Here is a 13,648-nt window from a genome sequence, read left to right as displayed (position 1 = left end):
TGGCGCATCGAGGTGGTGTTCAAGTGGTTGAAGCAAAATCTGAAGGTCAAGCGTTTCATGGGCGAAAGCCGCAACGCCATTCTTGTACAACTGTGGGTGGCGGTGATCGCCTGGCTTCTGCTGCGTGAATATCACCGCCTGGTCACGAAAGCAGATACCGCAAGTGGTGCAATGAGGCTCAAGGACATCCGCGTGCTCGTGGCCGCACCCTTTTTTCCCCCGCCGCCAAAACCGCCACGCGCCACACCCCACCCCACCACTTCCCTGCCCCTTTTCGAGGAGCTCCTCCCATGCTGAACTTTCCTTGGACACCAGTGGGCTTTCGCCGGGGTGACGAGGAAGATGGTGGCCTTTTGGTGTGTGATGTAGTGTGGCGTTATCGCATTTCATGATTCATAACCATTTGAAATTATTGGCCTTTTAAACACGAATCATTTGTGTGAATGCCGTAGATGTCCCCCCGCGGCGGGGTGCGGCGGAACTGAATCCCCTCAATCCAGCAGGCCCTTGCGGAAGGCGATGGCAACGGCCTGGGTCTTGTTGGTGGCGCCGAGCTTCTGCAAGGCGTTTGATGTATAAAGGCGCACGGCGGATTCGGAAAGCTTGAGCTCCTTGGCGGTTTCGCCCGCTGTCTTGCCTTCCGCGGCCAGAAGCAGAACCTGCTTTTCGCGCATGCTCAGTTCCAGGCCGTCATTGTCGGTCATGCCGGTGTGGAAGGTCTCGCCAATGCGCAGATGGAAATAATGGGCGATGAGGTGAAACAGCTGGGCGAGTTCGCCGCGCACGCCTTTCCAGTCCTTCTCGTCCATATCGACGTTGATGGAGAAAAGCGCACGGGCCCCATCGGGATCGACAATGGGAAAGGACATGCCGCGCGGGATGATGCCGAAGCGTTCGGCACCGGTGCAAATTTCGCGGGCCTTGGGCGTGGTGGAATTCACCTCGTCCCAGTCCAGCGGCAGCATGCGCGAGAAAGCGTGCTTGAAAACGGGATCGACCGTGAAATAGCCGCTCATGCGATAGCGGCGCATCCATTCCTCATCATAGGTCGATATCCAGCCTGCGCGACCGCTGGTGCCGCCGCGCCCCAGCTTCCAGTAGGAGACATTGGCCACCCCGAAGCGTCGCCTGAGATCGGCCATATAGTCATGCGCCTCTTCCAGCGACGCGAAGGGCGTGCGCACTTCCTCGAATATGTCGAACGGTTTCAGCTTCATCCGACCCGTATTTTCCCGTCAAATGCGCCGGGAGACAAGCGCCTGTGTCTCAAACGGCCAAATCCAAATTCGCATTCCGGCATGGCCCTCTGGCACAAACGGAGACAGCGGCCGTGCCAGCATGGGTGAATGTGCAATATCCATGCCTGTTTCACCGCCTGGGCCGATCATGCACGGCAGTGTGCGTCCTTTCGGCCACATGTGCCCGGGTGCGCGGCGCCTTTAGCGAATCCCTCGCGCATGCTTCGCACGCGTGGTTAGCACATTTGCATGATTCGCGCCATGTGCGTGTGTTGGGCTGTGCGCAGATTTTGGGCAAGGCGTGCGTTCTTGCAGTGAGGGGGGAGGCTTCCTAAAACAGGGTGTGCCAGAAAGATGCCTGAGCGTTCTTAACATGAGCTGCGGGCCGCTCCATCATCTCGAAGCACGTATGTACGCTGGCGGTCCACAGTGAGAGAAGCGAGGTTGTGAGGATAGGGGCCATGCCCATCAAGATCCCGGACGATCTGCCGGCACGCAAGACCCTCGTTCAGGAGGGGGTGATGGTGCTGAAGGAGACGGATGCCATCCGCCAGGACATCCGGCCGATGCGCATTGCCCTGCTCAACCTCATGCCCAACAAGATCCGCACCGAGACGCAGTTTGCCCGGCTGATCGGGGCCACGCCCCTTCAGGTGGAGATGACGCTCATCCGCATGACGGAGCACAAGTCGCGCAATACGCCGGCTTCGCATCTGGCCGCTTTCTATCGCACGTTCCGGGATGTGAAGGAATCGGGCGAGAAGTTCGACGGGCTGATCGTGACCGGTGCGCCGGTGGAGCTTTTGCCTTTCGAGGAAGTGGACTACTGGGAGGAGCTGCGCGAGGTCTTCGACTGGACGCAAAGCCATGTGCACACCACCATGTGCATCTGCTGGGGGGCGCAGGCGGCGCTGCATCATTTCTATGGCGTGCCCAAGCATGCCCTGCCGCGCAAGGCCTTTGGCGTGTTCCGGCATCGCAATTTGAAGCCCGCCTCGCCCTATTTGCGCGGCTTTTCCGATGATTTTTCCATCCCCGTCTCGCGGTGGACGGAGGTGCGCCCGATGGACCTGCCGGACGATGCGGGGCTGGAGATCCTCATGGAGAGTGATGAGACCGGCCTGTGCCTGATCGAGGATCAGGACAAGCGCATGCTCTATATGTTCAACCATATTGAATATGACACCACCTCCCTGGCGGAAGAATACTGGCGGGATGTGGAGCGGGGGATCGATATCCAGATCCCGGCCAACTACTTTCCCAATGACGATCCGCACGCCACGCCGGAAAACCGGTGGCGTTCGCATGCGCATCTGCTTTTCGGCAACTGGATCAACGAGATGTATCAGACGACGCCGTTTGAGATCGACAAGATCGGCATTATCACCAATGCGCGTCCGGGCAGCGGCATGACGCGGGAGCAGGCCGCGCAGGCGGCGGACGCTGACAAGGCATGAGATGACAAGACGGCTTGTGCTTTTTCGTCATGCCAAGTCGGACTGGAGCGATCCCTGGCGGGCCGACAGGGCGCGTCCGCTGGCGCCGCGCGGAATGCGCGATGCACCGAGAATGGGCATGTGGCTCAAGCGCATGGGCATTGTGCCGGATAAGGTGTTGCTCTCACCGGCGCAGAGGGCGGTGCAGACCTGGACGGGCGCGCGTGATGCGCTGGGCGAAGATGTGCCGGCTCAGACGGATGAGCGGCTTTATGTCTTCGATGATCATCGGCCGCTCATTGAGGTGATCCGTGAGAAAGGGGGCGATGCGCATACCCTGATGATCGTCGGACACAACGAGGCGCTGCATGATCTGGCCGTGGCGCTGGCCCGCACAGGAGAGGAAGCGGCGCTGAAACGGTTGCGCAAGAAATTTCCGACAGCGGCCGTGGCGGTTATCGACCTGCCAATTGATGACTGGCAGGCGCTGGATGAGACCACGCCAGGCCGGCTCGTTCATTTCATGCGCCCGAAGGCCCTGACGCCCTGAAGCGCCAAAGAAAGATAAACGGGCGCCCAATCCGTGACTTGAAGCATTGTGTTGGTCACGCCCCATCCATGGACGTTGCGCTGATATGTGCAGAGTGATCCCAAAGCCATTTTGTGACATGATTTATATGTTCAATCGCGTATCCGTTTTCGGCGCATTTTCACCAGCTTCTGCAGCCCCCGTCTCCGCTTGGCCATCAGATTTTTTCCTTCATGAGATGCTTGGGCAGGAACGTGGGACGGTTTTGATGGCCATTCACTCGGATTTCAAAGTCCCACGCGTCCCTTGGTCAGAGATGCCATGAAACACACCGGCGCCTTTGTGGCTCTGCCAGCCCAGCAGGAAGGGGCCGGGCACGGGCCGATGAAAGATGATGCGGGCGTGGCCGCGCACGCGGGAGTCGGTAGTGATGGCGGCGTCTGTGATTTCGATGTCGGGCAGGGGTGTCTGGCCTTTTCTGAACGCGCCACGGGGCAGGTGACGGCGGACAAGCTCGCGGCGGATGTCCTCGGCAAGGAAGTGTTCGGGGCTGCCGTCGCGGCTGGCGCGATAGTGGCGGGTGGTGATGACGGCAGTTGCGCTCCGCCAAATGCGGGCCGGCGCGAAAAGCGAATGTCGGGCCGCATCCGCGGGGGGCGCGGCGAGAAGCGGCGTGCGCGGTAGGTCAGGCCCGAAGAGCACACGCAGGCGGCTTGTGATCTCGGCGAAGTGCAGGTTTTCCTTTCTGGCAAGGGCGGCATTGTCCGGGTGATTGTCGGCCAGCCAGGGCGGAATGACGAAAATCACACGGATGCGGCCGTCTTCCTGGGGCGGTGCGGCGAGGAAGACATGCTGATGGGCGCCGCGCCGGGCCGGTTTGCTTGATGTCGGTTCATGGCCACTGAAAAGACGGCAGGCCTGTTGGCGATCATGCGTTTCGGCATCCAGGCGCATGAGGGCGGCGCGCAAGGCTTTCAGCAAAGGCTCCATCTTCTCAGACGGCAGGCCATCGCCGGGCAAATGAAAGAGGAATGCTTCGCGTGCCTCGCCCTGTTCGGTGCGGGCATAGGTGGGCACCGGCGCCATGAGGCCGAGGCCGAGATAGCGGCCATCGCCGATGATGAGCGGGCCCGCCAAGGGGCGATCGAAGATGATCTCGGCATGCCAGAGGCGGTTTGCCGAAAAGCGTTCTTTAAGGTCGGGATCCGACTGCGGCGCATAGCGATCGGCGCGGGCGGCATTGCGGTTGAAGGGTTCGCGCTGTACGTGAATGCGCAAAGGCTTAGCGGAAATGCCGGCGTGGCGCAGGGCCTGTTTGACAGCGTGAATGGCGCGCGCTTCACGGGAGAGGCGGGCGGTTCCGGTGCGGCCGCCGCGATGGGCGGGCAGGGCGGCGGGGGTGATTGTGCGCCAGCGCAGTTCTCGCGGCAATTTGCCGAGGTGACCAATGCGATAATGCCGGGCGGCGAAGGCGGCGTCGGCGGCAGCAATCAGGCGGCTTTTGGCCACACCATAGATCTCTCCGGTTTCCCAATCGATGTTTTCTTCCGGGCTTGTGCCCTCGAAGGCCCAGAAGACATCATCGGGCATAAGCGGGCAGCCCTGTGGCACTTCCACGAGAAGGCGGCGGATGTTGCCGCCGGCGTGGGCATGGCCGATGGAGGGCAAGGGGATGATGCGGATGCGGCGGTTCTTGTCGTGCTTGCCGGCGTTGCGGCCGATGAGATAGCGCTCGATCTCCGCGTGACGCTCCTGTGGCAGGGCGGCTTTCAGGCGGGCGGCGGCGGCATCGCGCAGATTTTTGATGAGGTATGCAACGCCGGTGCGCGGCCAGGGGGCGAAGGCGGCCTCATCCTCGGCAGCGCGCAGGTCGAAGACGCGCATGTGTGGCGGACAGGCATAGCAGACGCTGCGGGCGCGGGGTTTGGGCGGCTGGCGGAAATGCCACACGACCCTCTTGCGGCCCCGTTGTTCGGCCTGCAGGCGCTGGCGGTTGGCGCGAAAGCGTTCCAGCAGGCTTTCCAGCGAGCCGGGCTCGGGCACGGGCAGGAGGTTTTCATGACCGGCCTTCTGCGGCTCATAGCGCAGGGTGTCGGGCTGTTCGGCGAGGTCTTCCAACCGGGCATCATCCAGCCGTTCGATACGGGCGAAGGCCATGTCCACACCGCGGCCGAACTGATAGAGGCGATGGACGATTGCCTGCAGCGTCTGCAAGGTTTCCGCTTGGATGATCTCGGCAGCATTGCGCCAGACATAGGTAAAGGAGGGCAGACGGGTGAAGAGGCGGGGGCGGATATCCTTGCCGACGCGGATTTTTTCCATCTTGTCTGGATCCCCGCCGACGGCGTCGAGATCGTTGTTCGGCACGAAAGTGGTGTAATGCGTGCCGGGGATGGAAAGAGGCGCGAGGATGAGCGGTGCGGGCTGGGCCTCCAGCCAGCGCAGGGCTTCGGCATCTTCTTCTGTGACCTGCTCGCCTTGTGCGGCAGCGGCGAGAAGCGCTTGGAACAGGCGGAAAGGGGCCGGCGGCCAATCGGGCAGACCATGCCAGCGCTCTTCCAGCAGGTGCACATGTATGGCGAGATGGGGCGCCTGCGCCGTCATCGTCTCAATCCTTCTGCTTTTTCGCCGCGGCTAGAACCTCTTTCGCCAACTTGGCATCGAAACGGGCCTTCAGCGAGGGGCCGACGCCAAAGGCTTGTGAGGCCTCCCGGGCGAATGCGAGGGCATCGTCATGCGAAAGAGAGATTTCCTCGTGCCGGCCATCGCGATGCATTACCTGCCATGGCGTCGATTCCTCCGGCTTTTCCACCAGCAGGCATCCCTGGCGCAGGAAGCCATCCTGCGGATAGGTGGCGGCGACGAGCGTGAGCCCCAGAATGTAGCGTTGCAGCGTCTCCGTTTCGGCCCCAGCTTCGAGTTTGCGCAAGGCAACGAGGTTGATGGTGACATTGCGATCGATGCCGCCTTTGGCGATGATACCGCCGGGATCGTTTACGCTTGGCACATGCACGAAGCCGGCCTTGGCCATGGGGTTCTTTGGATCACCCTCGGCCTTTTCCAGCTCCTCCTTCTTGAAGCCGGCAATTTCGGCATAATCTTCCGGCATCAAGGGCGGAATGTAGGTGGCCGAGCGATGTAGTTGCGAGACGTCGTAAGCGCGGATGACGGAGTTGATCAGGCGCGGCACCTTCATGCCCTCACCACGGGAATCCCACACGCCGAAAACAAGAGAGGTGGGCGCGAGTTTTGCCATTTCCAGTGCATTGCCGCGCGCAAGTTCCTCGAAGGCATGGCTGACCTTTTCCGCCAGACTTTCTTCAGCGCCTTCCAGTGCGGCGCTGCGCACCAGCGCGTCGGCCACGCGGTGGCCCACCTCGAAGATGGAGATTTCCTTGTTGTTGCCGGCCTTGATGGTGATTTGCGGCACGAGATCGGCGTAAGGCGAATCCTTGAAAATCGGCTCCATGCGGTTGGCCTGAGAGCCCACGGAATCGATGAGGGCCACCTTGGTGCCGTCGGCCAGGGTGTCGATGTTATAACCGATGTTGGCATAGGTGGGCGGAAAGATGACGGCATCTTCTCCTTCCACCGACTCCAGCCGGATGCGGCGGGTGAGCGCCACCGGGGCATCGGGGCCGGTGCTGAGCATTCTGTTGGCAAGTTCGTCAAGCGTGCTCATAGTGTTGTCTCCTCGTAAACATGGGTAATGGCGCGGGCCTGTCCGGCCTGTCCGGGCCAGTTGAGCTGCATCTGGAAAATCCGCATGGGAAAGGGCAGTTCAGCACAGCCCAGCGCGGCGCGCAGGAACATGGGCGGATGAAGCACCGTTTCGCCATTCGGCAGGTCTGGCAGGCCCAGCGCGGCATAGCGATAGTGCAGTTTGTCATGCAGGCGCTGCGGGCGGGCATGCGTGAGCCCGATGGCGGCCAGCACCTCCACCAGCGGATAGCCAACGGTGGTGATGTGATTGTGTTCGTTGAGGGAAAAGCCGGTATCCAGCGGAATGTAATCGCGCCGCCAGTCCAGCCGGAAGCTGCTGCTTTGGGGGACGGCGAAATCAAGGAGCTCGCCTTTCACTCGCTGCGGTTCGGCCTGCATCAAGGCAATGGCATCACGCAATAGAGCTGCGCCGGGATAGCCGCCCGAACCGGCCCAGAACTTGGCGTTATCACGGCCGGTATGTTCCTCCCCGTCCATCCAGTAATCGAGAATGATCGTGTGCGATTCCGTAAAGAGGCGTGCAGGCAACGTGGCTGGACTTTTGGGATCGGGCGCAGGGAGGGGCGCAGTATTTGGCAGTGTTGCCGTAGGTACATCCCATTTCTCGGTGCGATTTTTTGAGTTAACAGGACTGAGCGCGTCCACCTGTGCGGTGAGCAGAAAATCGATGACCGTATGCAATGGGTCATCTGCGCCGGCGGTGCGGAGGATGAAGGCAGGGGCGCTTTCATCGCGCCAGTCAAAGGCGCCGGTGGCGTCGCCCAGAAGAATGTCGGCGGCTTCCATGAGCCCAAGGCAGGCGAAGACCTGGCCGGGGTTGAACAGATCCACGGGAATGCGCGCTTCAGCCATGGCTTGCCTCCTTCGTTTCGGGAGCATTGGAGGCGTCGAGACAGGCGGAGGCACGCTGATCCGCTGCGCGCAGCAGGGTTTCCAGCCAGGCAAGCCCCCAGGGGCCGAAACGCTTCTGCAGCATGGCGAAGCGCAGGGCGATGGCCTGCACGTGCGGCTTGACGGCGGAAGGGGGCAGGGTGTTGTCGATGTCCGGCATGAGCGGGCGGGCGAAGCCATGATGCGCCGCCACGAGATGCAGGATAAGGTTGCGCTCTTCTTCCGTATGTTTGTTCAATTGTTCCCGAAGTTCGCTGGCGAGCTCGTTATGAACGCCTGAAGTGAAGCGCTTGATATTTTCCGGCAGGGTGACGTCCAGAATGGAGGCAAATTCGTGCCGGAAACCGGCGAGCATACGCGTATTGCCGCCAGTGCTTTTGGCCAGGGGATCCTCCAGATTGCCATTCATGGCCTTCTGCCAAATGCGATGCGCCTTGCCGAGGTCATGCAGGCGGGCTGAGAGGATGAGCGCCTCGCGCATGTTGTCCGGCAGGTTCAGCTTGTCGGCCAGCTCCTCTGCCTTTTGCGCGACGTCGTTCAGATGATCGCGCAACTTCTGTTTCATGCGGGTGATGGCCGGATCGCCCAGCAGCGGCGCTTCGCCACCGCCGCGCCAGACCTCGACGATGATCTTCTCGCCGCCTTCTTCCTCATCGGAATCAGGCTTGGGATTGAAACGATAATCGATGCGCCAGTCATTGCCCGACACTTTGTCGACACTTTCCTTGCGCACGCGAAAGCCCACCGCCTGTTGCCATGTTTCTTCTTCAATCGTATCGAGCGCCTTGACGGGGTTGGCCGCATTCGATGCTAGCAAGCCACTTTCACTCAGTCCGCCCAGCGCCGCCGGTGCCACCACCCTTCTGAAGGCGATCAGCTCTTTCAGGTCAGCGGGCTTCATGGCCTTCAGCTCTTCCATGGACAGGTATTTCTCCAGCTCATTCCGGCGGTTGAGCAGAAGGATTCCCAGTCCTTCACCACTCCATTTTTTCGCTCGCGTAACGAGCATTTTGGCAATGGAGTCAACATCTGTTTCCAGCACTTCCAGCAGGTGCGGTCGGGCGCTGGCGAAGAAGGCGTTGACCTCCTTTTCTTTTGGCGCGTCTCCCTCCGGCCAGGGCAGGAATGCGCGCCAGAGGATTTCTGCCTGTGGCTGATCATCCTCCACCCAGCCGCGCAGCCAGGGCTGGATGTCCGGCCGGCCGGGGTGTTCCGTGATGTTGGTGAGCGCCCAGGATTCCACCACGGCAAGGGGGAACGGCGGATGCAGCGGCTCGGGCGTGCTGGCCTGTCTGACCAGTTCCCGCTCTTGCGTGGCAAAGTCGCGCAGGGCTTGGGGCGAGGCATCGCCGTTCAGCTTGCGCAAGGCTTCCAGCGCGGCGGGCAGCTGTTCGGCATGGCGGGCCTTTTTCGGCAAGGGATCGGGATGCAAGACGATGATGCGAGTATCGTCCTGTTCACCGCGGCGGTTGACGCGGCCGAAGCGCTGGATCATGCGCTCCAGCGGCACGAGGTCGCAAATGAGGTCATCGGCATCCAGATCCACGCCCACTTCCGCCGCCGAGGTGGCGATGAGAATGGCGGGCTTTTCAGGTTCCGGCGCTTCCTTTCCGGCGATGAAGCCGAGGTCTTTGAGGTTCGCTGCTGCTTTGGTGCGTTCGAACACGCGGCGGGCGCCGGTGAAGAGTTCAAGTCTGTCTTTTTCCAGCAGCTTGCTTTTCCTGACCCACTCTTTATGCAGCTCGTCGTGGAGCTTTTCCGCCACCTTGCGCTTGTCGCAGTAGATGAGCAGGTGGCGGGGTTTCAGGCCCCCGTCCTCGTTTTCCAGCAGCTCCTGCGCGGCCTGCATCAGTGCTTCGGCCAGCGCGTCGTCTTCCTTTTTGCCCGGCTCGAAGGCGCGCAACTCCAGCGCCTTGCGCGCCTGAAGGCGTTGCTGCGTGATGGCGTCAGTGCGTGTCTCGCTTGTGAGCGTGAAAATGGTTTTCCTGTCGCTCGGGCCTCCATCACGTTGTGTGGCCGAAAGGGGCAGAACACGCAAAGGCCTGATGACGGTGGTTTCTGGCCAGAGCGTGCCTGTGTGCCATGGGCTGGCAGAGCCTTTCTGTTCCGGATCGATGGCTTCCAGCAGCCGCTGAAAGGCCGGTACGAGATGGGCCTCATCGAGCAGCACCAGCGTATCCACGCCCAGCAGCCCGGCGTGATAGGGGCGCATGCGGCGGCTGACGCCATAGCCGGAGAACAGCAGGCGCGAGCCGATCATGTCCACGGTGCCGACGATAATGGCGGGACGGGCCGGATCAGCCAGCCATTCCCGGTTATCCGCCAGCTGGCCACGCAGGGTGGAGACGGGCAACTTTTCGCCCTCCACCAGCCCGAAGGCATCGCGCATCCAGGCGAGCTCGGGCGCCGTGGCCAGGTTTTCCCGCAGCTTTTCCGCTTCCGTGGTGGCCTGATCCACCACGGCGCGGCGATCCACCACATAGATGAGCCGCCGCGGCAGTTTCGGTGTGCCTGTTTCATGGATCTGGGCCGCCAGCGCCAAAAGCCACAGGGCCATGACCGCCGTCTTGCCCAGGCCGGTGGGAATATCCACCGCATCGGGCAGGGCGCCTTTCAGCAGCCAGTCATTGAGCAGCGCCCATTGCCAGGCTAGTGGCTCCCACTGTGGTTTGCTCTTAGGCGGCGTGATCAGCGCGCCGAAAGATGTTCTCAAGTCCGGGCCGTTCATGCCACCCATCCCCCTTTTGTTCTCATCATGTTTCCAACATGACGATACGTCAACTGCGCTGGTAATTTTTCCACAGCTTTTGCACCAGTCACGTGTCTTCCTGGGGAAAGAAGGGGATTATTTTTGCAGAAGTTTCTAGCCACTCTTGGGATGAGCGGTTACCCCCTCTTGGTGCATGTTTTTGATAATCCATTATAATCTTTCGCAAGGTGCGAATGTGCGGCTCATAAAATTGAGGATCGCTGTTTTCGAGGGAAAGAAGCTGACGCAAAAAGCGTTCTTCGTACATATTCTGACCTCCATATTTGGAGGCCACGACAAGCAGCTTGCTAGCGTGTGTTGCCTGCGCTAACATAAAAATGCATCCGGGAGGCTGCTTGTGCGGCCTCTAGTTACAACCCGTCACGGTGGCAGCCGTGACGGGTTTTTTATAAACCGTACAGCGGAGTCAGTCAATAATTTCAATTTTCCATGACAAAAATCCACTTAGGAAACGAGTTGACATAAACTTGAAAGCTCTCTATCTGATAGCAGTCTTTGGCAAAGATGCCTCATTGAAGACTAAGCGGATTATGGGTTATGGAACCATGCCCAATCCCCCTCCGCGGCGGGTAGTCGCGGCCTCATTGTGGTGCGTCGCCCGTAAAAGCGGGCGGCGCGCTCATTTGTAAGCCTCGACCGGGACTTTTCAGCAAGTGCAACGCGTGGTTTAATCGATTCCAGTTCAAATTCTTCCCGCTGGAAAAAGATCATGCCGCGCCGGGATTCGCAGTTGCGCCTGCCCCTGCCGGCTCCGCCGCGGGCGGAGGATCAGCCGCTCGTGCCGGTACGGATGGTGAACGAGTGGATCTATTGCCCGAGGCTTGCGTACCTCATGTGGGTGGAGGGCGAATGGGCGGAGACGGCCGATACGTCTGCCGGCAAGCGGGCGCATATGCGGGCGGATGCGGGCGGCGGCAGCCTGCCGGCAGCGGAAGAGGTGGATGAAGCGGGCACGGCCGCTGAAGAGGCTGCGCATGACGATTCCGATGCCGATTCCGAAAAGGATCTGGCGCGCAAGGTGCGGGCTGTGACCCTTTCCTCCGACCGGCTGGGGCTGATTGCCAAGATCGACATGGTGGAGGCGGACGGGAAATGCGCAATTCCGGTGGAGATCAAGAAAGGCAAGCGGCCGCATGTGGCCAAGGGCGCCTATCAGCCAGAAAGGGTGCAGGTGGCGCTTCAGGCCATGATCCTGGAGGACAATGGTTATGAGGTGCCGGAAGGCGTCATCTGGTTTGCCGGCTCGCGCGAGCGGGTGAAGGTGGTACTGGATGAAGAGCTGCGGGCGGAGGCGCTGCAGGCGGCGTCCGACCTGCGGCTGGCGGCCATGGCACGGCGACGGCCGCCGCCCCTGGAGAATTCGCCGAAATGCGTGCGTTGTGCGCTGGCGGGAATTTGCCTGCCGGATGAGGTGGGCTGGTTCAAGCGCCATGATCCGCCGCGGCCGTTCAATCCGGCGGCGGATGCGGCCATGCCCCTGCATGTGGTGACGCTGGGCAGTCGCATCGGCAAGAAGGGCGCGCGGCTTGTCATCACCCTGCCGGATGATGAGGAGAAGGTGGAGGTGCCGCTGGCCGCTGTTTCCGATGTGTCGGTCTATGGCCCGGTTCATATCAGCACGCCGGCGCTGACCGCGCTGTTTCGCGAGGATATCTCCGTTGCCTGGTTTTCCAGCGGCGGCTGGTTTCTGGGGCTGGCGACGGGAGAGGGGGCGCGGCCGGCATATGTGCGCGAGGCGCAATATCGGGCGTTGTTTGACGACAAGCGCAAGCTGCGGCTGGCGCGCGGGATCGTGGAGGCCAAGATCCGCAATCAGCGCACGATTCTGCGGCGTAACTGGCGGCGGGAACGGGGCACGGCGGAAAAGGAAGAGACCCTGCAGCGTCTGAAGCGGCTATACGAGCGGGCGCGGCATGCGCGTTCCATGCAGGAGCTTCTGGGGCTGGAGGGGGAGGCGGCGGCGCTTTATTTCCGGCATTTCGAGAAGATGCTGGCGCTGGAAGCGGCGGAGGGCTTTACCTTTTCCTTTGCCACGCGCAACCGGCGGCCGCCCACGGATCCGGTGAATGCGCTGCTCTCTTTCGGCTATGCCATTCTTGTGCGGCTGTTCACTTCTGCCTTGCTCAAGGTGGGCTTTGATGCCTGGAACGGGTTTTATCACACGGTGCGCCCGGGGCGGCCGGCGCTGGCGCTGGACATGATGGAGCCCTATCGGCCGGTTGTGGCGGATTCTGTGGTGCTCATGGCCATAAACAATTGCGAGGTGCGTCCCGGTGATTTCATATGGAACGGGCCGGCCTGTGCGCTGAAGACGCGGGGGAAGAAGGCCTTTCTGGCCGCCTTTGAGCGGCGGCTGGAGCAGGAAACCACGCATCCGGTCTTCGGCTATCAGGTGAGCATGCGGCGGCTGATTGATGTGCAGATGCGGCTGCTTTCGCGCTATCTCGATGGCGAGATCCGCGAATATCCGCATTATTGCCCGCGTTAGGAAAGGGGGGATGGCGCATGGCGCTGAATGAGCGGCTTTATGTCGTGGCCTATGATATTTCTGACAGGCGGCGCTGGCAGCGGGTTTTCAACATTATGAAAGGATATGGCGCCTGGTTGCAGCTTTCGGTGTTTCAATGCCGGCTGACGCCGCGAAGGCGGGTGGAGATGGCCATGAAACTGGAGCAGGCCATTCATCATGGAGACGATCATGTGCTGATTCTGGATCTGGGGCCGGCGGACAAGGTGGAGCTCAAGGTGGAGAGTCTGGGGAAAACCTTTCAGAAGCTGGAACGAAAACCGCATATCATTTAAATTGAAAAAGAAAGGAAAAACTGCCGCGTGCTTGGCGAGCGCTGGGATGCGCGAAGAAGAGCGCAGAGGGCTCGCAACGGCGGAAGCAGTTGATCCTTGACGGCTTTTTGAAATCGTGGTATGGAATAAAACATGAACACTATTCGGCTGCATATCTGGAGAGAGCGAGCGTTCGTTTTTTCTGAAAAAATGCCTGCGTTCGCAAGGGGGTGCAGCCGGGCTGATCCGCGGCTTTACTTGCCGCGGCCTCATTGAAGCT

Annotated in this window: 11 protein-coding genes; 5 read left to right on the top strand and 6 right to left on the bottom strand. The window is 61.0% G+C overall.

The genetic code is table 11. The features are described 5' to 3' along the window. The coding region (locus EK16_RS12625) for a transposase (RefSeq protein ID WP_038033723.1) at nucleotides 1-297 on the top strand (297 nt) is incomplete at its 5' end. Nucleotides 298-491: 194 nt separating this feature from the next. Here EK16_RS12625 and EK16_RS00870 read toward each other — a convergent pair. After that, nucleotides 492-1,217 carry a helix-turn-helix transcriptional regulator gene (locus EK16_RS00870; protein WP_038033721.1) on the bottom strand — a complete coding sequence of 242 codons (726 nt, stop codon included), beginning with the start codon at nucleotides 1,215-1,217 and terminating at the stop codon, nucleotides 492-494. A 482-nt stretch (nucleotides 1,218-1,699) separates the two neighbouring features. Between EK16_RS00870 and metA the strand changes: the two genes are divergently transcribed. After that, entirely contained in the window at nucleotides 1,700-2,695 is a 996-nt protein-coding gene (gene metA / locus EK16_RS00865; protein ID WP_081910123.1) for a homoserine O-acetyltransferase MetA, read from the top strand. A 1-nt stretch (nucleotide 2,696) separates the two neighbouring features. Beyond that, a complete protein-coding gene (locus tag EK16_RS00860; protein ID WP_038033719.1) occupies nucleotides 2,697-3,224 on the top strand; it encodes a SixA phosphatase family protein in 528 nt (175 codons plus the stop codon). A 255-nt stretch (nucleotides 3,225-3,479) separates the two neighbouring features. Here EK16_RS00860 and csb2 read toward each other — a convergent pair whose 3' ends face one another. The 5 genes from csb2 to EK16_RS12090 form a co-directional block, all read right to left on the bottom strand. Then, nucleotides 3,480-5,807, bottom strand: coding sequence for a type I-G CRISPR-associated protein Csb2 (gene csb2 / locus EK16_RS00855; protein ID WP_038033717.1), 2,328 nt, complete (start codon nucleotides 5,805-5,807; stop codon nucleotides 3,480-3,482). A gap of 4 nt (nucleotides 5,808-5,811) precedes the next feature. Next, nucleotides 5,812-6,885: a type I-G CRISPR-associated RAMP protein Csb1/Cas7g gene (gene cas7u / locus EK16_RS00850; protein ID WP_038033715.1), complete on the bottom strand. Its 1,074-nt coding sequence runs from the start codon at nucleotides 6,883-6,885 to the stop codon at nucleotides 5,812-5,814. Beyond that, complete coding sequence (cas8c, locus tag EK16_RS00845; protein WP_038033713.1) at nucleotides 6,882-7,778, bottom strand: type I-G CRISPR-associated protein Cas8g2; 897 nt, start codon at nucleotides 7,776-7,778, stop codon at nucleotides 6,882-6,884. The genes cas7u and cas8c overlap by 4 nt, the downstream gene beginning before the upstream one ends. Further along, nucleotides 7,771-10,545, bottom strand: a complete 2,775-nt coding sequence (gene cas3u / locus EK16_RS00840) for a type I-G CRISPR-associated helicase/endonuclease Cas3g (RefSeq protein ID WP_197059560.1) — start codon at nucleotides 10,543-10,545, stop codon at nucleotides 7,771-7,773. Before cas3u ends, cas8c begins: the two co-directional genes overlap by 8 nt. 88 nt (nucleotides 10,546-10,633) lie before the next feature. Continuing rightward, nucleotides 10,634-10,834 (bottom strand): hypothetical protein, encoded by a 201-nt coding sequence (locus EK16_RS12090; protein ID WP_156098408.1) that lies wholly within the window; start codon nucleotides 10,832-10,834, stop codon nucleotides 10,634-10,636. Between the two features lie 462 nt (nucleotides 10,835-11,296). Here EK16_RS12090 and EK16_RS00835 point away from each other — a divergent pair, with 462 nt between their 5' ends. Both EK16_RS00835 and cas2 read left to right on the top strand, forming a co-directional pair. After that, nucleotides 11,297-13,075 (top strand): CRISPR-associated endonuclease Cas4/Cas1, encoded by a 1,779-nt coding sequence (locus EK16_RS00835; protein ID WP_038033710.1) that lies wholly within the window; start codon nucleotides 11,297-11,299, stop codon nucleotides 13,073-13,075. 17 nt (nucleotides 13,076-13,092) lie between these two features. Then, nucleotides 13,093-13,389 (top strand): CRISPR-associated endonuclease Cas2, encoded by a 297-nt coding sequence (gene cas2 / locus EK16_RS00830; RefSeq protein WP_038033708.1) that lies wholly within the window; start codon nucleotides 13,093-13,095, stop codon nucleotides 13,387-13,389. Nucleotides 13,390-13,648 lie beyond the last annotated feature (259 nt).

The sequence above is a fragment of the Thermopetrobacter sp. TC1 genome (genome assembly GCF_000746275.1).
Classification (GTDB): domain Bacteria; phylum Pseudomonadota; class Alphaproteobacteria; order Rhizobiales; family Aestuariivirgaceae; genus Thermopetrobacter.
Note: the sequence above shows the minus strand (reverse complement) of the source record. Positions and strands in the feature narration are given on the sequence as shown.